The organism is Mycobacterium zoologicum, from assembly GCF_020181635.2.
GTDB lineage: Bacteria > Actinomycetota > Actinomycetes > Mycobacteriales > Mycobacteriaceae > Mycobacterium > Mycobacterium zoologicum.
Genome location: NZ_JAYJJS010000001.1, coordinates 280990 through 303811, shown reverse-complemented (window position 1 = coordinate 303811; position 22822 = coordinate 280990). Strand labels below are relative to the sequence as shown.

Sequence of the window (22822 nt, the reverse complement as noted above, 5' to 3'; positions counted from 1 at the left end):
GTCAGGTCGCGATCGTTAACCCGAGAGCCGCTGCGCGATCGGCGAGCTGTTCGTCGAAGGTGGCGATCATCGCATCGTTATGCTCGGCGGTGTAGATGACGCAGCAGTCCGGCATCTTCAGTTTGGTGATTGCGCGCAGTTCCCCGAGGCGGCGGGCGGCGTCGGGTGGCAGATCCACTCCTTCGATTCGCAACCGTGCCAGCGCCCGGCTGAGCTCATCGGCCTTCCCGGCTCGTGCGGCGCCGGTGTATACCTCGGCGAGGGTGATGACGCTTGCCGTGAATCGCGCGGCAAAATGAGCCTTGAGCAGTGCAGTCGCCGCGGTGTGGTGGGCGTCGGACGCCTCGAAATGGCCGATCAGCACGCTGGCGTCGAGAACGATCACTCGTCCCAGTCCTCGCGCAGTTCCTTGAGGTAGTTCGGGCCGAAGATTCCGGTGAGTGCGCCACTGGTTTCATCGATCGTTTGCTGTCGTTCGCGATCGGTCGCGGCGTGTTCGTGCTCGAGGGTGTTTCGGCCGACCAGGATGAGTTGACGCAACAGTGCGCCGGGTTTAGCCGCAAGTTCGGGCCATGCGCGGCGCGCGAACTCCAACGCCGTGCTGATGTCGTCGGTCTCGGTGATGGCGTGACGCCGGTGCTCGGTCGGCATGGCGAAAGTGTAACACCACGCTTGCAGGTGTGACACCAGCGAAAGGCTAGCTCTGCCCGAATCCAACCTCGCCCCAGCCGCCCGGCAGCATCGGCACCCGCGGCTCGGCGTCGATCCCGTCGCCGGTGAGCACGGCGACTCCCGCGGCCCGCCGGCCGTTGTCGGGGACTGTGCCGGCGAAGCCCAGCGGACCGGCACCGGAATCCGAAGAGCCGACCGCGCCCGAAGGCCCATCCCACTCCGGGGTCACCCCGATGTTCATGTCCATGTATTCGTCGCCGAAGCCGTGTTGCGCGGCCCGTCGGCGCCGCCGGCGTTTCTGGGCCTGCGACTCCGTCGCGGCCGAGCCGGGGGCCGACTGACTCTCCGCCGCGTCCTCCTCGGCGCTGCGGGAGCGCCGGCTGCCGGCGGACTGCCGCGCCGACGACGACGCGCTGCTCACCAGATACAGGCACGACGTCGGCCCGAAACCGACGCCCGGACCGCCGCCGACGCCGCCGGCCGGCATCCCCGCGCTGACGGCGCCGGGAGCGGTCGGGCCGGCCGAGGAGATCGGGTCGGCGCAGGCGCAGGCTTCCGCCCCGGCTGGGACGACCGCACCTGAGGTGACCGGGGCGCCGACGCTGCCGGTCACGGGCATCGGTGCGGTCGGCTCCACCACCCGGTCGACGCCGCCCACCGCGCCGAGCGCGCCGAGCGCGCCGAGTCCGGCGGTGGCAGCGAGCAGGCCGGGCGCCGCGGCCATCATGATCGGGATCGCCATCTGCACGGCGATCTGCCCCATCGGCCACAACAGCATCAGCGTGTGGAACACGCTCCAGCCCAGGGCGCTGGCGATGACCGGAGACATTCCCGGGATCTGTGCCAGCATCTGGCCGACAGCGCTGGCAAAGGGAAACGCCTGGATCGGATACGCGTCGACACCCAACTGCGCCCACAGCCACTTGGCGACCGGGTCGGCAAAGCCCATGTTGAACTGCGTGAGCAGGTCGGCGATCTGCTGGTCCCAGCTGGTGGTGGCGTCAGCAGCTCCCGGGGTCACGATCGACGGTGCGGGTGTGGCCACCGGAACCGAGGCCAGCGCCGTTCCCGTCACGCCCTGGTACGTCGTCATCACGGTGGCGGCCTGGACCCACATCCGGACGTAGTCGGCCTCGTTCAATGCGATCGGAATGGCGTTGATGCCGAAGAAATTAGTTGCCACCAGCGTCGCGTGAATCGCATGGTTGGCGGCCAGCTCGGCCAGTGTGGGCATGCCGGCCAGTGCGGTGGTGTAGGCCGCGGCTGCGGTCTGGTGCAGGCCGGCTGCCGCGGTGCTCTTGGCGGCGCTCTCGGTCAGCCACGTCAGATACGGGCTGTGCGCGGCCAGGTACTGCTCGGCGCTGGGGCCCTGCCAGGCACCGGCCTGCACACCGGCCAGTACCGCGTCGAGCTCGGCGGCCACTTCGGCGTATTCGGCGCTCATCACCGAGTACGCCGAAGCCGATTCCAGTAGCGGCCCCGGGCCCGGGCCCGCGCTGAGCAGCGCAGAGTGCACCTCCGGCGGCGATGCCAACCAGACTGGTGCACTCATGGATGTCTCCTGCTCGATCGTGTGTTTTCCCCGACACCGAAGTGGTCGCGCGGATGTGCGGTTTGGTTCCCTGGCCGGGTGACCTTTGTGTATGTCCGCCGGATGCGCGACGATGTCGGCATGCGGTGCGAGGTGGTGCGCGAAACATTGTCGTCGTTGCTCGACGGCGAGCAGCAGGCATTGCCGGCGCAGCAGGTCGACGCGCACCTGGCATCATGCCGTAGCTGCCGACGCTGGCTGGTGGGTGCTGCCGCCCAGGCCCGCCGACTGACCGAGATCGAAACCGGGGCCCACTCCGAGGCCGGACCTGACCTGGCCGCACAGATCCTGGCGGCCGCCGGGGTGACATCGGTCACCAACCGGATCACCGCACCCCGGCACTGGGGCTATCGCCGGCTGTCGCTGATCGCGGTCGGGGTGGTGCAGGTGCTGACGGCGCTGGCGCAGATCGCCGGTGTCGATTTCGGCATGGTGTCGGCGCACGGGCACGGCGCGGCCACCGGTGCGCATTTGCTGCACGAGTCCACCTCATGGTTGTTGGCGCTGGGCGGCGCGATGATCGCCGCCGGTATCTGGCCTGCGATGGCGATCGGTGTTGCGGCCATCGCCGGGGTGTATGCCCTGGCCCTGACCGGTTATGTGGCGATCGACGCCTACCACGGCCAGGTGACCCCGGAACGCATCGCCAGTCATCTGCCGGTCCTGCTCGGTCTGGTGTTCGCGTTGCTGGTGGCCCGCGAGCGTACCGGCGGCCACGCCTCTGGCTCGCTCACCGACGATGCCGGCCCCGCGGCAGCCAAGGGTGAATCCCGCCGCGGCTGGTCCGGTGGAAAAGGCCGTCACCTGCGTTCGGTGAACCGCGCGGATGGCCCTACGACCATGCGTCGTAGAGGCGTGGAAGAACCTGGTCTAGGGTGGTTTTTCATGGCGGGAGCGGAACGGGGCGACAACGACGCTGACGACGTTGTCACCGCGCTCGCGCTGGCCGCAGCCGCCGGTGACGCCCGTGCGCTGGAGGCGTTCATCAAGGCCACCCAGCACGACGTCTGGCGGTTCGTGGCCTACCTGTTCGATGCGGGCAGCGCCGACGATCTGACGCAGGAGACTTTCCTGCGGGCCATCGGTGCGATCTCGCGGTTCGCCGGACGTTCCAGCGCCCGGACTTGGCTGTTGGCCATTGCACGCCGGGTGGTCGCAGACCACATCCGCTACCTGCGGTCACGTCCGCGCAGGGCGCACGGTGCCGACCCGGAGTTGCTGCTGGAGCGGGATCGCCCGGCGCGCGGTTTCGAGGACGTCGTCGAAGTCACCACGTTGATCGCGGGTCTGTCCGCCGACCAGCGTGAGGCACTGTTGCTGACCCAACTGTTCGGCCTGTCCTATTCCGATGCCGCGGCGGTCTGCGGCTGCCCGGTGGGCACCATCCGGTCCCGGGTGGCGCGCGCTCGCGGCGCGTTGCTCGCCGATCCGGAGCGTGACGGCCTGACCGGCTAATTCTGTTGTCCGTGGAACTATGGACACCAAGCAATACATTCGAGGTTGGGGAGAACAGTGTCCGCGGTTCGTTGGCTGCGCACGACTGCCGTCGTGGGCGCGACGGCGGTGCTGTTGGCATCCAGTTGCAGCTGGCAGCTCGGTAACCCCATCCCGCAGGGCGTGCCACCACCACCGGGTGACCCGGTTCCGGCGGTGAACACCCGCCTGGAGGACGGCCGGCCCGCCGACCAGCTGTACCACTGGGCCGCTGAGCGGGCGCCGATGCTCGACATCCCGGTCACCGCACTGGAGGCCTACGCCTACGCGGCGCGCGTCGCGGAGGTGGAGAACCCCAACTGCCACCTGGGCTGGACCACGCTGGCGGCCATCGGCCAGATCGAGAGCCATCACGGCCGCTACAACCACGCTTCGGTGGCGCGCAACGGCGACGTGCGGCCCAAGATCCGCGGCGTCCGCCTGGACGGCTCCGGGGGCAATCTGCACATCGTCGAGGAGGTGCAGCCTGACCTGGCCGACGACGACGGCGTGGTCCGTGCGATGGGCCCCATGCAGTTCATCCCGGAGACCTGGCGGCTCTACGGCGTCGACGCCAACAACGACGGCATCGTGAGCCCGGACAACATCGACGACGCCGCACTGTCGGCCGCCGGCTACCTGTGCTGGCGAGGCAAGGACCTGGCCACCCCGAAGGGCTGGATGACGGCATTGATGGCCTATAACGAGTCGGAGATATATGCCCGCGCGGTGCGGGACTGGGCTGCCTCCTACGCGGCCGGCCGGCCCTTGTGAGATGTGGGTGACGTGGCTGGTACCGGCCACGGTTTAGGCTCCCCTAGGAGAACGACGTTCAATCCCCAGCTCTAGGAGAAGTCTGTGCCCATCATCCAGCAGGTCGGCGCCCGCGAGATCCTCGATTCCCGCGGCAACCCCACGGTCGAGGTCGAGGTCGCTCTGGAGGACGGCACGTTCGCCCGGGCCGCGGTGCCTTCCGGTGCGTCCACGGGCGAGCACGAGGCCGTGGAACTCCGTGACGGCGGCACCCGCTACGGCGGCAAGGGCGTGCAGAAGGCGGTCACCGCGGTCCTGGACCAGATCGCGCCGGTGGTCATCGGGATCAGTGCTGACGACCAGCGACTCGTGGACCAGGCGCTGGTGGACCTCGACGGCACCCCGGACAAGTCCCGGCTGGGTGCCAACGCCATGCTCGGGGTATCGCTGGCGGTGGCCAAGGCGGCCGCCGACTCCGCGGCGCTGCCGTTGTACCGCTACCTCGGCGGCCCCAACGCCCACATCCTGCCGGTGCCGATGATGAACATCCTCAACGGCGGTGCCCACGCCGACACCGGCGTCGACGTCCAGGAGTTCATGGTCGCCCCGATCGGCGCCCCCAACTTCGCCGAGGCGCTGCGCTGGGGGGCCGAGGTCTACCACGCGCTGAAGTCGGTGCTCAAGAAGCAGGGTCTGTCCACCGGGCTCGGTGACGAAGGCGGATTCGCGCCCGACGTGGCCGGCACCACCGCGGCGCTGGACCTGATCAGCACGGCGATCGAGACCACCGGCTTCAAGCTGGGCACCGACGTGGCGCTGGCGCTGGACGTCGCGGCCACCGAGTTCTACACCGAGGGAACCGGTTACGCGTTCGAGAAGCAGAACCGCACCGCCGCCCAACTCGCGGAGTTCTACGCGTCGCTGCTCGACGCCTACCCGCTGGTGTCCATCGAAGACCCGCTCTCCGAGGACGACTGGGACGGCTGGGTCGCGCTGACGTCGGCGATCGGCGACCGCGTCCAGCTCGTCGGTGACGACCTGTTCGTCACCAACCCCGAGCGCCTCGAAGACGGCATCGAGCGGGGCGCCGCGAACGCGCTGTTGGTCAAGGTCAACCAGATCGGCACACTGACCGAGACCCTGGATGCGGTCACCCTGGCCCACAACAGCGGCTACCGCACCATGATGAGTCACCGCAGCGGCGAGACCGAGGACACCACCATCGCCGACCTCGCGGTGGCCGTCAGCAGCGGCCAGATCAAGACCGGTGCACCGGCCCGCAGCGAACGGGTGGCCAAGTACAACCAGCTGCTGCGGATCGAGGAAGAGCTCGGCGACGCCGCCCGCTACGCCGGTGAACTGGCCTTCCCGCGCTACGCGCCGGAGAGCAAGTAGCCACCAGAGGGCGCTGGCATGTCCGATCCGAAACGGCCCGACGCCAAGCGGCGCGCCGCGACGTCACGGCCGGGTCGGGCCGGCGAGACCGGCCGTGCCCACCCGCGCCGCACACCCGCGGTGCGGCGGGCACCGGCCAACTCACGGACAGCGCAGCCGGAATCACCTGCGGCGCCGGTCAAACGGTCCGCCGCCGCGGCCGCCGATGAACGCGCCGAGCTGCGGGTCGGATTCACCGCACGCCGGGCCGTCATCCTGGCCGCGGTGATGTGCGTGCTCACCCTGACCGTCGCCGGACCGGTCCGGACCTTCTTCGCCCAGCACGCCGAGATGAAGCAACAGTCCCAGCTGGAAAACACGCTGCACCAACAGATCTCCGACCTCAAACAGCAGAAGGCGAACATGGACGACCCGGCACACATCCGAGCGCAGGCCCGCCAGCGCTTGGGCTTCGTGATGCCCGGTGAGATCCCGTATCAGGTTCAACTGCCCCCGGGCGCCGACGTGCCGGGGGAGCCGGGCATCGTGGCGGTCACCGGGCCCACCGACGACCCCTGGTACACGTCGCTGTGGCACACCATCGCCGACGCGCCGCATCAGCCACCCGCGCCCATCGAGCCTCCGCTCGCACCCGTCCCGGCGGTGCCCGGTGGTTGATGCCGCCGACCTGGACGCGGTGCGCCGTCAACTGGGCCGCGAGCCCCGCGGTGTCCTGGAGATCTGCTACCGGTGCCCCGACGGAGAGCCCGCCGTGGTGAAGACGGCACCGAAACTTCCTGACGGAACACCGTTTCCGACGCTGTATTACCTGACCCACCCGATGCTGACCGCCGCGGCGAGCCGACTGGAGTCCTCGGGGCTGATGGCCGAGATGACCGAACGACTGCACGTCGACCCGGAGTTGGCCGCCGGATACCGGGCGGCTCACGAGTCGTATCTGGCCGAGCGGGACGCCATCGAATCGCTGGAGACCACGTTCACCGGAGGTGGGATGCCCGACCGGGTCAAGTGCCTGCACGTGCTGATCGCGCACTCGCTGGCCAAGGGGCGCGGGGTCAATCCGTTCGGGGACGAGGCGTTGGCGATCCTGGCCGCCGAACCGGCGATGGCCCGTGTCCTGGTCCCGGAGCAGTGGCTATGAGGGTCGCCGGAATCGACTGCGGCACCAACTCGATCCGCCTGCTGATCGCCGACTTCGTCGACGGCCGGCTGCGGGACGTGCACCGTGAGATGCGCGTGGTGCGGTTGGGCGAGGGCGTCGACGCCACCGGGCGGTTCGGTGCCCGGGCGCTGGAACGCACCCGGGTGGCGTTGGGCGACTATGCCGATCTGCTGGTCGCACACGATGTTTCGCGGGTGCGTATGGTGGCGACGTCGGCCACCCGCGACGCAGCCAACCGTGACGTGTTCTTCGACATGACGGCACAGGTGCTCGGACGTGCCGTTGCGGGGGCGGTTGCCGAGGTGATCACCGGCCAGGAGGAAGCCGAGTTGTCCTTCCGCGGCGCGGTGGGCGAATTGGACAGTGCCGACGGGCCGTTCGTGGTCGTCGACCTCGGGGGTGGTTCCACCGAGGTGGTGCTGGGTGATCCGGACAGCGGGGTGTCCGCGAGTTACTCGGCCAACATCGGCTGTGTCCGGCTGACCGAACGCTGCCTGCACTCCGACCCGCCGACGGCCGAAGAGGTCTGCGCTGCCCGCGACGTGGCCCGCGAGCTGCTCGGGGAGGCGGTGCAGGCGGTGCCGGTTCAGCACGCCCGAACCTGGGTGGGGGTGGCGGGCACCATGACCACGCTGTCAGCCTTGGCTCATGGTCTAGCCGAATACGACTCGGCCGCAATACATCTGTCGCGGGTCGCCTTCGCCGACCTGACGGCGGTCTGTGATCAGTTGATCGGTATGAGTCGCGCCGAACGGGCCGCCCTGGGCCCGATGCACCCCGGCCGCGTCGACGTCATCGGCGGTGGCGCGATCGTGGTCCAGGAACTGGCCCGCATCTTGGCGCAGCGCGCCGGAATCGCGGAGTTGGTGGTCAGCGAACACGACATCCTGGACGGCATTGTGCTGTCGATCGCCTAGCGATTGCCGGCCGGCCGTAAAGGCGTAAAGGGTCTAACTTCAGGTCGGACCCGGTCGGCCAACCTGCTGGACAACGCCCTGCGCTATGCGCCCGACGCTGCACGCCACCGAGACTCCGGGCGGCGGCCTCACCATGGTGGTGGATCTGGCCGCGCCCCCGGCGACGTGACTCAAGCGGGCTGTCGGCTCTTCCAGACGACCTTGTCGACGCCAGCGGCGTCGCGGTAGACGACGCTGTCCGGTGCGGTGCCGTTCTTGACGTCGAAGTAGAGTCGTCCGCTGGTCTCGCTGCCCGCGGCGATCGGCCCGTTGGGCAGGCCGTCGACCTCATTGCCCTTCATCACCGCGAACGTTGAACTGTTGACGGCACGCGCATTGAAGTTGGCGATGTTTGGAGTGGGCGAACCGCTTACTGCCTCGGCGGTCACGTCCGAGTACCAGATGCCGTCGTTGTGCCCGCTGGGTTGCAGGTCCGAGACGGTGTAGTCGATGGCCCCACCGGGGCTCTGAATCTCTTGGGTCTGCCCGAATCCGACCACCTGTGGGTCCGCGGAGGCGGGCGCCACCGCCAGCATTCCGGCCGTCGTGAGGCCGGCTCCGACTACTGCCGTCTTCTTCGCAATCTGAGAGAACATCACGGTAAAGCTCCTTCCGCTAGGTCCCTCAGGCATATCCGCGCCGGCGGATTTCAAAACATCAAAGCTTCACACTTCGAATCGATAGCCCATCCCGGCCTCGGTGAGCAGGTGTTTGGGGTTCGAGGGATCGTTCTCGAGTTTGCGGCGCAACTGCGCCAGATAGACCCGAAGGTATTGGGTTTCCTTTGCGTATGCCGGGCCCCATACCTGCGTGAGCAACTCGTCGCGGCCGACCAGCTTCCCCCGGTTTCGGACCAGCATCTCCAACATGCCCCACTCCGTGGGAGTCAGGTGGACTTCACCGCCGTCCTTGGTGACCTTCTTGGCCGCCAGATCCACGGTGAACGAAGCGGTTTCCACTATTGGCTGGTCGATTTCCGCGGTTGCGGCGTTGCGTCGTGCGGCGGCGCGCAGCCGTGCCAGGAATTCGTCCATGCCGAACGGCTTGGTCACGTAGTCGTCGGCACCGGCGTCGAGCGCCTCCACCTTGTCGGCCGAGTCGGTGCGGGCGGACAGCACGATCACCGGGACCGTCAGCCAGCCGCGCAGCCCGGCCAGCACCTCGATGCCGGAGATGTCAGGCAGCCCCAGATCGAGGATCACCACATCGGGACGCTGCTCGGCAGCGGCGCGCAGGGCGCCGGCTCCGGTCGCCGCGGTGACGACTTCGTAGCCGCGCACCGAGAGGTTGATCTTCAGCGCGCGCAGGATCTGCGGCTCGTCGTCGACTACCAGGACTCGTGTGCTCATCAGATGTCTCCCGCCGGTGCGGCCAGGTCCACCACCATGGTCAACCCGCCTCCCGGTGTCTCGGTCGCTGATATGGTGCCGCCCATCGCCTCGGTGAATCCTCGTGCCACCGAAAGTCCGAGGCCGACGCCGCTGGTGTTGTCGCGGTCGCCGAGGCGCTGGAACGGATCGAACACGTGCGCCTCGCCGCCACGGGGCAACCCGCGGCCGTCGTCGGCGACGTTGATCAGGACCCGGTCGCCGACTCGGCCGGCCGTCACCCGCACCATGCTGTCTGGGGCGTAGCGCAACGCGTTGTCGATCACGTTGGCCAGCACGCGTTCCAGCAACCCGACATCGGCCATCGCCACCGTCGGGCCCACTTCGACCTTCACCTGGTCGAGCCCGCGGCCGTGGCCGAAGATGTTGCTGCGCTTGCTGATTCCGATCAAGGCGCGCTGCACCACCTCCTCCAGGTACACCTTGGTCAACTCCGGCCGGATGACACCCGCGGCCAGCCGCGAGGAGTCGAGCAGATTGCCCACCAGGCCGGTGAGTTGATCGACCGATTCTTCAACGGTGGCAAGCAGTTCGGCGGTGTCGCCGGGGGAGAAGTCCACGTCGTCGGCGCGCAGACTCGACACTGCCGCCTTGGCTGCCGCCAGCGGGGTGCGCAGGTCGTGGCTGACCGCCGACAACAGCGAACGGCGCAGCTCGTCGGTCCGCATCACCGCGTCGGCTCGGCCGGCCTCGGCGGCCAGTTCTTCCTGGCGTACCAGTCCGGCGGCCTGCCGGGCCACCACCGACAGCACCCGGCGGTCACGGGAGGCCAACTGCCGGCCGGCCATCAGCATCCAGAATTCGTCGTCGCCGACATCGATCGAGGTGTCCGCGAGATCTACTGTGGTGCAGGGATTATCGCCGACCGAGGCGACGACTTCAGGCGTCGCGGTGCTGTTCGGGACGCGGACCAGGCTCACCGCCCGCTGCGCGTAGGTTTCGCGCACCCGCTCCAGCAGAGTGTCCAGGTCCGCGCCGCGCAGCACCGAACCGGCGAACAGCGTCATCAACTCTGCTTCGCGGGACGCGCGACCGGCTTCCCGAGCTCGTTTGGCCGCGCCGTCGACCAGGGCCGCCACCGCGACGGCCACCAACAGCAGGACGACTTCGGTCACGGCCACGTCGTGTTCGGCGATGGTGAAGTCGCGCCGCGGAGCGAGCACGAAGTAGTTCAGTAGCACCCCGGACAGCAACGCCGAGAGCACGGCCGGAGCGATACCGCCGAGCAGGGCCACCACCAGCACACCTACGAAGAACAGCGCGCTCTGACCGGCGTCGAAGTAGCGGTCCAACCAGCTCACAATGATCACGCACATCAGGCACGGCACGATGACGGCGGCCAGCCAGGAAGCCGCACGTCGTTCGCGCGGCGAGATCGAGATTCCCCGGAAACTCGGCTTGGCGTCCTCGTAGGTGACGATGTGGACGTCGATGTCGCCGGACTGCTGCACCACCGCGGCACCGACACCCTCGTCGAGGATGCGGGCCCAGCGGGAGCGGCGCGACGTACCGATCACCAACTGGGTGGCGTTGACGTCACGCGAGAAGTCCAGCAGCGCGGTCGGCACGTCGTCACCGATCACGGTGTGCAGCGAAGCGCCCAAGCTGATCGCCAGTTGGCGGATCTTGCCGACCCACGGTGCGGTCGCACCGGAACGCGCGTCGTCCCCCAGGACGTGCAGCACCATCAGTTCGCCGCCGGCTTTGGACGCGATGCGGGAGGCCCGGCGCACCAGCGTCTCGGACTCCGGGCCGCCGGTCACCGCCGCGACAATGCGTTCTCGCGCCTCCCAGGTCTGGGTGATCTTCTTGTCGGCGCGGTATTTGGTCAATGCCGCATCGACCTGGCCGGCCAGCCACAGCAGCGCCAATTCCCGCAGCGCCGTCAGCGTCTCGCCACGGAAATAGTTGGACAGCGCCGCGTCGACCTTCTCTGGCGGATAGACGTTTCCGTGGGACAGCCTGCGGCGCAAAGCCTCTGGTGCGACGTCGATGAGTTCGATCTGCGTCGCGTGGCGCACGACCGCGTCGGGGACGGTGTCGTGCTGGGTGGTCCCGGTGATCTTGGCGACGACGTCGCTCAGACTCTCCAGCTGCTCTACGTTGACGGTGGAGATCACCGTCATCCCGGCGGCAAGCAATTCCTCGATGTCCTGCCAGCGTTTGGGATTACGGCTGCCCGCGGGGTTGGTGTGGGCGAGATCGTCGATCAGGACCACTTCGGGGTGGCGGGTCAGTACCGCGTCGACATCGAGCTCCCCACCGGGCTCGCCGACGATCTCGATGCCAGCCAACAGCTCCGCGGTCTTGTCGCGGCCGTGGGTCTCGACCGCGGCCGCAACGACATCGGTGCCGCGCTCGGTGCGGCGGTGCGCTTCACCGAGCATCGCGTAGGTCTTGCCGACCCCGGGCGAGGCTCCGAGGTAGATGCGCAGTTCTCCCCGTGGTTCTCCAGGCCGCCCGGCTTGTCTCACCAGACTCACCAGACCATCATCGCGGCAACCGAGGGCATCAGCCAGCAACGACAGGCCGCACCATCACGGTGGGTTTGAACCCGTAGCGCGGGTCGCCGAGGCCTCGGCCGCTGCGTCCGGCGGCCGCCCCGGCAGCACCGATTCCAGCGGGAACCGCCGACACGGACTGTCCTTCCTCGACCGACCCCGGGATCCACTCGGAGGTGATCAACGGCGCCGTACCGGTCTCGCCGGGCAGCGCCCCCGGCCAGGTCGACGGCACCGAGAGTCCACCGACCGGCGCGGCTTGGGCCATGCCGGCCAGGACCGGTGCGCGACCGGCGGGTGCCGGGCCGGTGACCGCCGCGCCGCCCGGGGCGGCATCGACCGAGTCCATCAGCATCACCCCGGCGGCACCCCCCACCCCGGGGTTGGCGATGGCGATGGCGCTGGCGATGCCCGCGAACAGATGCCAGGACCCGGCGGTCACCCCGTAGGTGCTGTAGGTCTGAATTGCGTTCCAGATACCGATGTTCTGCGTCGAGTCGATGAAATTCGATAGGAAGTCACCGGCCTGGCTGGGCGAGGCTGCGGCGCTCAACGGCGACGACATGGTCTGCAGGGCGTTGGGCAGCCCGGAGACCAGCTGATTCAACCCGGACTGGGTGCTGCCGGTCGTTGCCTGGCCGACCGCGGCCGCCTGACCAGCCGTGCCGACTGGGTTGGTGATCGGATTGGGAGAGGACAGTGGCTGCAGTGTTCCGGCGCTCGCCGAGGAGGCGGCATAGCCGTACATGGCGATGGCGTCTTGTGCCCACATCTCGGCGTAGAGCGCTTCGGTGGCGGCGATCGCCGCGGTATTGACGCCCAGGATGTTCGACGCGACCAGTGCGGCCAGCTGCGCCCGGTTGGCGGCGATCGCCGGGGGCGGCACCATCATCGCGAACGTCGCCTCGAACGCGGCGGCCGAGGCCATGGCCTGGGTGGCTGCGTACTCGGCGGCGGCCGCGGTGGTGTTGAGCCAGTTCACGTACGGCGTCACCGCTGCGGCCATCGACGCCGAGGCCGGTCCCTGCCACTCCTCGCCGGTCAGTGCCGCGATCGCCGATTGGTAGGACGTCGCGGTTGTCGAAAGTTCCGCGCCGAGACTGTTCCACGCCGCAGCGGCCGCCATCATCGGTGCCGCACCGGCACCGGCGTACATGCGACCGGAGTTGATTTCCGGGGGTAAGGCGCCAAAATCCATGTTCGTCAATTCCGATCGCTGGTAGTCGAGGTGTCTGCCGTCAGCCCACCGGTGGGCGCGGCATCACCTTCGGTTTGATGCCGTATCGCAGCCGGCCGCGGCTGCCCTGCTCGCTTGAGGATCCGGGCATCGCAGCGGGAACCGCGCCCATCGAGGCGCCCCGTGCGGCGGCGGCCGTACCGGTACCGGACAACGAAGCCGGTGTGGCCTGAGCCGGTGCTGCCTGCGCCGGGGCGGTCTGGCCGGCCCAGTTCGGTGGCACCGGCGCACCGGGGGTCGGTGCCGCCGCCTGGCCCGCGCCCATCGGCACCGGCGCGCCAGCTGCCGCGCTCGCAGGGGTGGCTTCGCTGGCGAGATTTGCGGAAGGAAAGGCCAGGGCTTCGGGTGCGACGTGGTGCACCACTCCCGACGGGGCGGTGATGTAGCCCTTGCCCAACCCGGTGAATTCCGAGGCGGCCGAGCCGATGGTGCCACCCTGCATGGCGGCCAAGACAGCGCTGTTGCTGGCGATCCCGCCCAGCCCGTAGGTCGGGTCGGCGGCCGACGTCCCGGTGAGTGCGCCCAGCAGGCCCCCGGCCGCCGACGAGTCGGCGGCGGCTGAGTTGGCGGTCTCGGTGCTGCCGTAGGAGTCCGCGCTGGTGCGCAGGGTGTTGACGAACATCTCCTGAATCACCGCAGCCTGGGCGCTGATCTGCTGGTACAGCTGACCGTAGGCGGAGAACTGGGTCGCCTGCAGGAGCGAGACATCGTCGGCGCCCGCCGGTGCGATACCCGTGGTGGGTGCGGCCGCCGCGGCGCTCTGCGCGGTCATCGCCGAACCGATCGCTTGCAGGTTGGTGGCGGTCGCCGCCATCGCCTCGGGATGGGTGGTCACGAAGGACATGACGACTCCTGGTGGGATACGAGCCGGCCCCCAGCTGGGCTCGGTCACGGACTCCACTGTTTCCGCCCGACTACTTGAGGTGATCGGTCGTTAACGAGTTCTTTACGGGCTTTCTCGGATTTTTGACGGTTTGCTTTCAGCCGTCGGGTGCTCGGGGTGCTGTAGGCAGAAAAAACCGGCGCAACCCCCTCCGCTGCGCCGGTCTTTTGCTTGTCGGGCCGGGCGGGTCAGGCCCAGCTGGAGCCCACCGAGGCGTCGGTGTTGGCCATGTTGTTGCCGGCGGTCTGCACCTTCTGACCATGAGCATTGGCCTGCTCGTAGATCACCGCGAAGTTGCGACCCAACTGGGACACGAACTCCTGGCACGCCACCGAACCCGAACCACCCCAGAAATCACCCGCGGCCAGCACATCGTGCACGATCGCCTGGTGCTCAGCCTCCAACGAAGCCGCCTGGGCACGGATCAAGGCGCCGTGAGCGTTGACATCACCGAACTGGTAGTTGATCGACATCTTCCTAATCCTCCCTAGCTGCCCAGGATCTGCTGCGACGCAGCTTCCTGGCTCTCGTAGTGGTTGGCGTCGCGGATCAGACCATCGCGCACACCGTGCAGCATCGTCACGATGTTGCGAAACGCAGTCTGCATCTGACCCATGGTGTCCATCGAGGTCCGCTCCGCCAGACCACCCCAACCCGCACCCGAGATGTTCGTCGACGAGGCCCACATCCGACGCGCCTCATCCTCAACGGTCTGGGCGTGCACATCGAACCGACCCGCCATCGCCCGCATCGCGTCCGGGTCCGTCATAAAACGTGTAGCCATCGGTGTCTCTCCTTTTCTGCGGTTCCGTTGCGCGGTAAGGGTTTATCCGGCCACTACCGGCCGCGCCATGACGGTCGGTTTGAAGCCGTAGCGGGGGGTGCCCAGACCGAAACCGCCCCGTTCGGCACCCATCGGCATCCCGCCGGGCATGGCCGCCATCGACTGCACTTCTTCGGGGGCGGCCGTCCAGCTGTTGGCCTGCAAGGCGCTGGCCGTCTCGACGGCATCGGCGGCGGGAGCGGCCGCGGCCCAGGTCGCCGGCGCGGACAGCTCGCCGACCAGGGTGGCCTGACCCACGCCGGCCGTCACGGTCGGGGCGCTCGCGGCGAACGCCGATGCGCCGCCCAGCGCACCCAAGCTGCTCAGCGGACCACCCGGGGCCAGCAGGGCACCGATCCCGGCGCCTGCCGCACCACCGCCGAGGGCGTTGAAACCACCACCGGAGAAGAACGTGGTCATGGTCGGAATCAAACTGGCCGGGGTGAACGCCGCCGAGGTTCCGGTGAAGCTCATCAGGCCGTTGAGCGGGTAGGTCGCCAGCGACACAACACCATTGATCGACGCGTTGCGGCCGATGGCTTCGAGCAGCCCGGACCACGTGGACGGGGGCAGCCCGGCGTCGGCGGTGCCCGGCGTGGTCAGCGTCTGCAGCGTGTTCGGCACCGATGAAATCGCCTGTGCCACCTGCGCGGTGTTGCCGGCGGCGGTGCTGTTGGCCTGACTGACCGCGGCGGCCTGGTTGGCCGTGCCGTCCGGATTCGTGGGCTGGTTGGGCTCGGTGAACGGCGTGACCTTGGTGGCCTCGGCCGAGGACGCCGCGTAGCTGTACATGACGTTGGTGGCCTGGGCCCACATCTGGAAGTACTGTGCGTCGCTGGCCATGATCGCGGCCGAGTTCTGGCCGACGACGTTGGTGGCCACCAGTTGCTTCTGCTGGGCGCGATTGGCGGCGATCGCTGCCGGAGGAGGGGTGGCGGCGTGGGCGGCCTCGAACGCCGCGGCTGCGGCGGTGGCCCGGGTGGCCGCCTCCTCGGCCTTGGCCGCCGTGTCTGCCATCCACGCCAGATACGGCTTGGTGGCGGCGGTCATCGAGGCCGATGCCGGGCCCATCCACTGTTCGTCGACGAGCTGGGTGATCGTCGTTTCACACGACGTCAGAGCCGAGGAGATCTCCGAGGCCAGTCCGCGCCAGGCGGAGGCGACGGTCATCATCGGAGTGGAGCCGGGACCGGAGTACAGGCGCCCGGAGTTGATCTCCGGCGACAGCAATGAGTAGTCGATCATCGTTGCTCCTAGACCACCATCGGCTTGGGCATGAATTTGGGCCGGAACCCGTAGCGCGGCGTGCCGTAGTTCATGCCTTGTCGCCCCATGCCGGTCGGCACCGGCGGGGGCATGGAGGCCATGTTGTTGTGGGTCTCCGAGGGGACCGCCCAGCCGCCGGGCCCGCTGGTCAGCGCCGCAGAGCCGGGCGTGGCCGCCGCCCAGCCGCCGGGAGCCGAGAACGACGTCCCGACCAGTGAGGCCTTACCCATGGTGGCGGTGACGGCGGGGGTGACCGCACTGACCCCGAATGCGCTGCTGACACCGCTGGAAATGCCACCGCCGAGCGCGCCGAGGGCACCGAGGGCACCACCGGGGCTCAACGCGGCTCCCAGACCACTGCCGAGTGCGCTGCCGGTGGCGGCGTTGAAGCCACCGCCGCTCATGAAACCGATCAGGCTTGGCAGCAGCGCGGAGGGGATGAAGGCCGCGCCGGTGCCGGCGGTGTTGAACAGGCTGTACAGCGGGGTGCCGAACATGTACGCGAAGCCGTTTGTCGGGTCGTTGTAGAGGAACTCGATGATCGGTGTCATCCAGTCCGTTGATGCTGCCGGCGAGGCCATGCTCTGCAGGGCGTTCGGCAGCGCCGAGATCATCTGCGCCGTCTGCGCGGTGGTGTTGGCGGTGCTGCTGCCACCGGCCTGGGCGACCGTGGCCCCCTGGTTGGCCAGCCCGGCCGGGTTGGTGTTCTGGGCCGGTTCCTTGAACGGGGTGACCTGCGATGCGGCGGCCGAGCCGCTGGCATAGCCGTACATGGCTGCGGCGTCCTGCGCCCACATCTGCGCGTAGTTGGCTTCGAGCGCCGCGATCGCTGGGGTGTTGAGGCCCAGGATGTTCGTGGCCACCAGCGCCGCCTGCTGCACCCGGTTGGTCGTGACCGCGGCCGGGGGCACCGTGGCCGCCCGCGCCGTCTCGAACGCGGCGGCGGCGGATGTGGCCTGGACAGCGGCCTGTTCGGCCAGCGCGGCGGTGGAGTTCATCCAGGCGATGTAGGGGGCCGCGGCCGTGGCCATCGATGTCGATGCCGGACCGAGCCATTCGTCACCGGACAGCTCGGAGATCACAGTCTCGTAGGAGTGGGCGGCCGCGGTCAGTTCGGCGGCCAGTCCGCGCCAGGCCGCGGCGGCCGTCATCATCGGCGTCGAACCCGGTCCGGTGTACATGCGCCCGGAGTTGATCTCGGGGGGCAGGGCTCCGTAATCCCACATGATGTCCGCCTAACCCGCCGCCGCCGCGTTCGCGGCCTCGGTGGCCGCGTACGACTCGGAGCTGCCCTTGAGCGTGGCCACGAACATCTCGTGAATGGCCGCAGCCTGCGCGGCCACCGTCTGGTAAAGGCTGGCGTGCGCGGCGAACTGTGCGGCGGTCAGCGCCGAGACCTCGTCGGCGGCCGCGGGAACGACGCCGGTGGTCGGGGCGGACGCCGCGGCACTCTGGGCGTTGAGCGCCGCACCGATCGACTGCAGGTTGCCGGCGGCGGTCGCCAGCGCCTCGGGCTGCGTGGTCACGAAAGACATGGAAATCTCCTTACAAGCCAGGTGACGAATTGGCTTCTGGCACCACACTTGCGTACGACTGGGTGATTGTGAAAGCTCGTTAACCGCTTCTTAACCGCGGTGTTGGAACTCTTTACATGCACCCCGGCCGCGGTGTGTCCGCGGTGTGTGAGGGGTCACGATGTCGCGCGCCGGAGGCCGGACGAGGGCGGGGAGGTAAAAGCCGTGCGTGACGGTATCGGGTGTTCGCCGAACGGCTTTGGCGTTGCGGCGACGGTGGCCCAGCTCACACCGGTGCGCTGGGCGCGGGTGCGGCCATTTCGGTCCGACCCGGTTGATTGTCAATCGTGTTGATGGACAACGCATTTGGTCCGTGTCAACCCGTCGTGCCTGCCGCTCGTCTCGGGGCTGTGAGGGCTGTGTAACACGGATTTAACATCTGGATTTGGCGGAGTAAACCGCGTGTAACACGCATTTAACGAACACTCAGCACACTACGAGCTATGAATCGGTTTCTGCTGCTGGCGGGCTTCGCCGCCGTAGTCGGCCTGGCGGCCCCGGCGAACGCAGAGCCGGTCGGCAGCGACGCTGCCTTTCTCACCCAGCTGTCCGGGGCCGGCTTGAGTCACCGAGGCTCCGACCAGGTGGCCATCTCGGCCGGGCACTCGGTGTGTCAGCTGATGGACGCCGGCCTCACTCCGATGGACACCGTGGTGGCGGTGCAGACCACCAACCCGGGTTTCTCGCTGCAGCGCGCCGCGGAATTCGCCCGGATCGCCGCGCAGAACTACTGCCCCGAGCACGCCTGATTTCTACCTCTTCTCGGAGTGCCGGTAGGGCGCTGGCGAGGCCGTCGCGTTAGATTCGCCGCGAGCCCCCATAGCCCAATTGGCAGAGGCAGCGGACTTAAAATCCGCCCAGTGTCGGTTCGAGTCCGACTGGGGGCACGGCGTTCGCGAGCCTGTTGTCAGCGCGAAGAAGTGCGAGTGGTGAGCACGCCAACTACAGCCTCGCGGGGCCCGGAGCGGCAGCGCCGCGACCCTTCTACTCGCCCGCCGGAACTTTTGCAAGAGTCTGTGACGAGGTCCGTCGAATTCGCATGAAGAGAATTTCTGACGTCTTATTGAATTATTAATTGCGACTCAAATCACAAATTAGCTGGATATGACGTCCGAGCAGCACAACAACCCTGGCCAAGGTTGCTGAACGAGCCTTGGTCCGCGGCGCGCGGCGCGGTACCCGAGTTCACCGTGCGACCTCGCTCACAATAATTACGACATTTTCGGGTTACCTGGAATTCACCGCTAAGATCGACCGAACGCCTCGCCTGGGTAGCCCGTCGTCACCTGACCGCACCAGCTCGCCCGCGAAGCATGTAGTGACGATACGAAGACGATACGAACAGTGATCGATGGGAGCGATGTGGACGACGTGGCGGCTACTGGACCGGCCAACCCTGGCGCCCGCATCGTCGACACCGTAGCGGTGAAACGCGGTCCGATCGGCGGCATGGCGGTGAGCGCGGACGGCGCCCGGTTGATGACCACCAACTACGGCGACGACACCATCTCCATCATCGACACCGCCAGCGGCACCGTTGTGAGCACCGTGTTCCGCACCGACGAACCCTTCTCGATCGCCGCCGGCCCCGCGGGTACCGCCCGGGCCTACGCCACCGCCTCGACCATGGCGCTGGACGCTGTGCTGGCTATTGACACCGATGCAGCCGAGGTCATCGGGTGCTACCCGGTCGAGCTGGGCATCGGCCACCTGGTCGCCGACCCGATGGGCCAGCGCGTCTACGTCACCCGTACCGGCCCGGCCGGCGTCGAGGTGCTTGCGCTGGATGAGGCCATGCGCCCGCTGGGTGCGGTGTCCGTGTCCGGCAGCCGGGTCGCCGACTCGGCGTGCCTGCGGATCAGCCCGGACGGCCAGCGACTGTATGCCGCCGTGCGTCATCCCTCCGGCGACGCCGTCACCGTGCTCGACCGCAACCTCAACGTCATCGACGTCATCAGGGTCGGCGTGACCATCATCGACGTCGCCGTCAGCCCGGACGGGTCGCTGCTGTTCGTAGCGACCTGTGGTTCCGACGGGCGCGGAACGGTGCACGTCGTCGATGCCCGCACCCACGCCGCCGGCGCCGGCCTGGTCGTCGACGCGCAGCTGATCCAGCTGATCGTGAGCCGCGACGGCGCCCGGGTCTACCTGGTGACCGCCGCCGGGATCGTGGCCATCTGCGCCCGCACCAGCGAGACTCTGGGCACCCTGAACGCGGCCACCGCACCGTCGTGCGCGGTGGAGAGCCCCGACGGCAGTCGGCTCTACATCGCCGACTTCGACGGCGCGGTGACCGTCGCCTCACTGGCCGACCTGCCGGCACCGTCGGCGTCGCTGCACGAGCAGCTCGCCCTCGACGACGCCGTCAGCCGGATGCTGTTGCTCGAACCCGCGGTGTAGCTCCTGGTAAGGCGCGGCCCCACGGCCGGCGTCGGCATGATCGAATATGTCGATGCAAAGCACCATGCAGAACTGGCCGTTGACCATCGGCGCCATCCTTGCGCACGCCACCGGGGTCCACGGTGCCCGCACCGTGACAACCATGACCGACGATGGTTTTCGGGCCACCACCTACCGTGAGGTCGGCGCGCAGGCGGCCCAGTTGGCCAACGCGCTGCGCCGGCTGGGCATCACCGGCGACCAGCGGGTGGCCACGTTCATGTGGAACAACACCGAGCATCTGGTCGCCTACCTGGCGATCCCGTCGATGGGCGCGGTGCTGCACACCCTCAACATCCGGTTGTTCGCCGAGCAGATCGTGTTCGTCGCCAACGAGGCCGAGGACCGGGTGATCCTGGTCGACGCATCACTGATCGGCCTGCTGGCACCGGTGTTGAGCCAACTCGACACCGTGCACACGGTGATCGTGGTCGGCGACGGCGACGCCGCGCCGCTGGAGGAGTCCGGCAAGACCGTGCTGCGCTACGCCGACGTCCTGGCCGCCGAGTCGCCAGAGTTCGACTGGCCCCTTATCGACGAGAACTCTGCCGCCGCAATGTGTTACACCAGCGGAACCACCGGAAACCCCAAGGGCGTGGTGTACAGCCACCGGTCCAGTTACCTGCACACGATGGCCGGCTGCACCACCAACGGCATCGGAGTCGGCTCGGCTGACTGCGTGCTGCCGATCGTGCCGATGTTTCACGCCAACGCGTGGGGGCTGCCGTACTCGGCGCTGATGGCCGGCGCGGATCTGGCCATGCCCGACCGGCACCTCAATGCACCGTCGTTGGTCGCCCTCATCGAGAAGCTGCGGCCGACGCTGGCCGGCGCGGTGCCGACGATCTGGAACGACGTCATGCACTACCTGGATCGTGAACCCGGCCATGACATCTCGTCGCTGCGGAAGGTCGCGTGCGGCGGCTCGGCCGTCCCGGTGTCGCTGATGCAGGCCTTCGAGGAACGTTACGGCGTGCAGGTGTGTCAACTGTGGGGCATGACCGAGACCTCCCCACTGGCCACCATGGCCTGGCCGCCGCCGGGCACCCCGGCCGAAGAGCACTGGACGCTGCGCGGTACCCAGGGTCAGCCGGTCTGCGGTGTGCAGGCCCGCATCGTCGACGACGCGGATCAAGTGCTGCCCAACGACGGTGCGGCGATCGGCGAGTTGGAGGTACGCGGTCCGTGGATCACCGGCGGCTACTACCGCGGCGAAGACGAGTCCAAGTTCTCCTCGGGCTGGCTGCGCACCGGTGACGTGGGCAGCATCGACACCCGGGGATTCATCACCCTGACCGACCGGGCCAAGGACGTGATCAAGTCCGGCGGTGAGTGGATCTCCTCGGTCGAGTTGGAGAACGAGTTGATCGGCCACCCCGACGTGGTCGAGGCCGCCGTCGTCGGAGTGCCCGACGAGCGCTGGCAGGAACGCCCCCTGGCCGTCGTCGTGGCCCGCGAAGGCGGATCGGTGAGCGCCGCTGAACTGCGAACGTTCCTGTCCGACAAGGTCGCCCGATGGTGGCTACCGGAGCGCTGGACCTTCGTCGACACCATTCCCCGCACCAGCGTCGGCAAGTACGACAAGAAGACCATCCGGGCTCGGTACGCCGAGAACCGATACCAGGTGAGTGAGGAGCACAACTGATGGGTTTACGCGTCATCCAATGGGCGACCGGCGGAGTCGGCATTGCAGCGATCAAGGGGGTTCTCGAGCATCCCGACCTGGAACTGGCCGGCTGCTGGGTGCACTCGAAAGCCAAGAGCGGCAAGGACGTCGGGGAGATCATCGGCACCGCACCGGTAGGGGTGACGGCCACCGACAGCGTCGAGGAGATCCTGGCGCTGGACGCCGACGCGGTGATCTACGCCCCGCTGATGGGCAACGCGGATGAGGTTGCCGCCCTGCTGCGCTCCGGCAAGAACGTCGTCACCCCGGTCGGCTGGGTCTATCCCAGCGAACGGGCAGCCGCGCCGCTGGAAGAGGCGGCCAAGGCCGGCAATGCGACACTGCACGGTGCCGGCATCGCACCCGGCGCCGTCAGCGAGTTGTTCCCGCTGCTGTTGTCGGTGATGTCGACCGGCGTCACATTCGTTCGCTGCGAAGAGTTCTCGGACCTGCGTACCTACGGCGCACCCGACGTGCTGCGTCACGTGATGGGTTTCGGCGGCACGCCGGAGCAGGCGTTGACCGGACCCATGCAGAAGATGCTCAACAGCGGGTTCATCCAGGCGGCTCGACTGTGCGTGGACCGGATGGGTTTTGCCGCCGACGAGCAGATCCGACCGTCGCAGGAAGTGGCGGTGGCCACCGCGCCGATCGACTCCCCGATCGGCGTCATCGAGCCCGGCCAGGTCGCGGCACGCCGCTTCCACTGGGAGGCAATGGTCGGTGACACCCCGGTTGTGCGGATCACGGTGAACTGGCTGATGGGCGAGGAGAACCTCGACCCGCCATGGTCTTTCGGACCCGCACGGGAACGCTACGAGATGGAGGTGCGCGGCAACCCGGACACCTTCGTCACCGTCAAAGGCTGGCAACCCGAGACCGTCGAGGACGGCCTGCTCAGCAACCCGGGCATCGTGGCGACCGCGGCGCACTGCGTCAACGCCGTCCCGGCGACGTGTGCCGCCCCGCCGGGCATCGCGAGTTTCTTCGACCTGCCGCTGATCACCGGCCGGGCCGCCCCGCACCTGGCGCGGTGACCGCTA

Annotated in this window: 23 protein-coding genes, 1 tRNA gene and 1 pseudogene; 12 read left to right on the top strand and 13 right to left on the bottom strand. The window is 68.3% G+C overall.

The features are described 5' to 3' along the window. Position 1: 1 nt before the first annotated feature. From K6T84_RS01500 to K6T84_RS01490, 3 genes are read right to left on the bottom strand one after another with little or no spacing between them, the layout of a single operon-like run. The gene (locus K6T84_RS01500; RefSeq protein WP_224864744.1) at positions 2-385 is read right to left on the bottom strand and encodes a type II toxin-antitoxin system VapC family toxin; all 384 of its coding nucleotides are present in this window, start codon (positions 383-385) and stop codon (positions 2-4) included. After that, entirely contained in the window at positions 382-651 is a 270-nt protein-coding gene (locus K6T84_RS01495) for a hypothetical protein (protein WP_224864746.1), read from the bottom strand. Before K6T84_RS01495 ends, K6T84_RS01500 begins: the two co-directional genes overlap by 4 nt. Before the next feature lie 46 nt (positions 652-697). Next, positions 698-2224, bottom strand: coding sequence for a PPE family protein (locus K6T84_RS01490; RefSeq protein ID WP_225401592.1), 1527 nt, complete (start codon positions 2222-2224; stop codon positions 698-700). Between the two features lie 102 nt (positions 2225-2326). Here K6T84_RS01490 and K6T84_RS01485 point away from each other — a divergent pair. The 7 genes and pseudogenes from K6T84_RS01485 to K6T84_RS01455 form a co-directional block, all read left to right on the top strand. Then, positions 2327-2971, top strand: a pseudogene (locus K6T84_RS01485) (DUF2275 domain-containing protein); the annotation flags it as partial. Positions 2972-3148: 177 nt separating this feature from the next. Then, the gene (gene sigC, locus K6T84_RS01480) at positions 3149-3718 is read left to right on the top strand and encodes an RNA polymerase sigma factor SigC (protein WP_224865689.1); all 570 of its coding nucleotides are present in this window, start codon (positions 3149-3151) and stop codon (positions 3716-3718) included. A 57-nt stretch (positions 3719-3775) separates the two neighbouring features. Next, on the top strand, positions 3776-4510 hold the full coding sequence (locus K6T84_RS01475; protein WP_225401593.1) for a lytic transglycosylase domain-containing protein: 735 nt from the start codon (positions 3776-3778) through the stop codon (positions 4508-4510). An 84-nt stretch (positions 4511-4594) separates the two neighbouring features. After that, positions 4595-5884: a phosphopyruvate hydratase gene (gene eno / locus K6T84_RS01470; protein WP_224864751.1), complete on the top strand. Its 1290-nt coding sequence runs from the start codon at positions 4595-4597 to the stop codon at positions 5882-5884. Positions 5885-5902: 18 nt separating this feature from the next. After that, positions 5903-6541: an FtsB family cell division protein gene (locus K6T84_RS01465; protein ID WP_224864752.1), complete on the top strand. Its 639-nt coding sequence runs from the start codon at positions 5903-5905 to the stop codon at positions 6539-6541. After that, positions 6534-7025: a DUF501 domain-containing protein gene (locus K6T84_RS01460; protein ID WP_224864753.1), complete on the top strand. Its 492-nt coding sequence runs from the start codon at positions 6534-6536 to the stop codon at positions 7023-7025. Before K6T84_RS01465 ends, K6T84_RS01460 begins: the two co-directional genes overlap by 8 nt. Continuing rightward, positions 7022-7963 carry a Ppx/GppA phosphatase family protein gene (locus K6T84_RS01455; protein ID WP_225401594.1) on the top strand — a complete coding sequence of 314 codons (942 nt, stop codon included), beginning with the start codon at positions 7022-7024 and terminating at the stop codon, positions 7961-7963. The genes K6T84_RS01460 and K6T84_RS01455 overlap by 4 nt, the downstream gene beginning before the upstream one ends. A gap of 170 nt (positions 7964-8133) precedes the next feature. Here the strand turns inward: K6T84_RS01455 and K6T84_RS01450 are convergent, their stop codons facing one another. The 10 genes from K6T84_RS01450 to K6T84_RS01405 form a co-directional block, all read right to left on the bottom strand. Next, entirely contained in the window at positions 8134-8601 is a 468-nt protein-coding gene (locus K6T84_RS01450) for a DUF1942 domain-containing protein (protein ID WP_224864755.1), read from the bottom strand. A gap of 66 nt (positions 8602-8667) precedes the next feature. Continuing rightward, positions 8668-9351 carry a response regulator gene (locus K6T84_RS01445; protein ID WP_224864757.1) on the bottom strand — a complete coding sequence of 228 codons (684 nt, stop codon included), beginning with the start codon at positions 9349-9351 and terminating at the stop codon, positions 8668-8670. Beyond that, positions 9351-11873, bottom strand: a complete 2523-nt coding sequence (locus tag K6T84_RS01440; RefSeq protein WP_225401595.1) for an ATP-binding protein — start codon at positions 11871-11873, stop codon at positions 9351-9353. Before K6T84_RS01440 ends, K6T84_RS01445 begins: the two co-directional genes overlap by 1 nt. Positions 11874-11901: 28 nt before the next feature. Next, a complete protein-coding gene (locus tag K6T84_RS01435) occupies positions 11902-13089 on the bottom strand; it encodes a PPE family protein (protein ID WP_225401596.1) in 1188 nt (395 codons plus the stop codon). A gap of 40 nt (positions 13090-13129) precedes the next feature. Next, positions 13130-13972, bottom strand: coding sequence for a PE family protein (locus K6T84_RS01430; RefSeq protein ID WP_304621327.1), 843 nt, complete (start codon positions 13970-13972; stop codon positions 13130-13132). Positions 13973-14199: 227 nt separating this feature from the next. Beyond that, positions 14200-14484, bottom strand: a complete 285-nt coding sequence (locus K6T84_RS01425) for a WXG100 family type VII secretion target (RefSeq protein ID WP_224860776.1) — start codon at positions 14482-14484, stop codon at positions 14200-14202. Between the two features lie 14 nt (positions 14485-14498). After that, a complete protein-coding gene (locus tag K6T84_RS01420) occupies positions 14499-14795 on the bottom strand; it encodes a WXG100 family type VII secretion target (protein WP_224864759.1) in 297 nt (98 codons plus the stop codon). Between the two features lie 42 nt (positions 14796-14837). Next, on the bottom strand, positions 14838-16079 hold the full coding sequence (locus K6T84_RS01415) for a PPE family protein (RefSeq protein WP_225401598.1): 1242 nt from the start codon (positions 16077-16079) through the stop codon (positions 14838-14840). An 8-nt stretch (positions 16080-16087) separates the two neighbouring features. Further along, entirely contained in the window at positions 16088-17326 is a 1239-nt protein-coding gene (locus K6T84_RS01410; protein WP_225401599.1) for a PPE family protein, read from the bottom strand. Between the two features lie 9 nt (positions 17327-17335). Continuing rightward, positions 17336-17635 (bottom strand): PE family protein, encoded by a 300-nt coding sequence (locus K6T84_RS01405; protein WP_224864762.1) that lies wholly within the window; start codon positions 17633-17635, stop codon positions 17336-17338. A gap of 482 nt (positions 17636-18117) precedes the next feature. Between K6T84_RS01405 and K6T84_RS01400 the strand changes: the two genes are divergently transcribed. The 5 genes from K6T84_RS01400 (at position 18118) to K6T84_RS01380 (ending at position 22816) form a co-directional block, all read left to right on the top strand. Next, the gene (locus tag K6T84_RS01400) at positions 18118-18423 is read left to right on the top strand and encodes a DUF732 domain-containing protein (protein WP_224864764.1); all 306 of its coding nucleotides are present in this window, start codon (positions 18118-18120) and stop codon (positions 18421-18423) included. Between the two features lie 64 nt (positions 18424-18487). After that, positions 18488-18561 (top strand) — tRNA-Leu (locus tag K6T84_RS01395). Positions 18562-19018: 457 nt separating this feature from the next. Next, entirely contained in the window at positions 19019-20074 is a 1056-nt protein-coding gene (locus K6T84_RS01390; RefSeq protein WP_224864766.1) for a YncE family protein, read from the top strand. Positions 20075-20126: 52 nt separating this feature from the next. Further along, positions 20127-21758 carry a long-chain fatty acid--CoA ligase gene (locus K6T84_RS01385; RefSeq protein ID WP_225401600.1) on the top strand — a complete coding sequence of 544 codons (1632 nt, stop codon included), beginning with the start codon at positions 20127-20129 and terminating at the stop codon, positions 21756-21758. Beyond that, positions 21758-22816, top strand: coding sequence for an NAD(P)H-dependent amine dehydrogenase family protein (locus K6T84_RS01380; RefSeq protein ID WP_225401601.1), 1059 nt, complete (start codon positions 21758-21760; stop codon positions 22814-22816). The genes K6T84_RS01385 and K6T84_RS01380 overlap by 1 nt, the downstream gene beginning before the upstream one ends. Positions 22817-22822 lie beyond the last annotated feature (6 nt).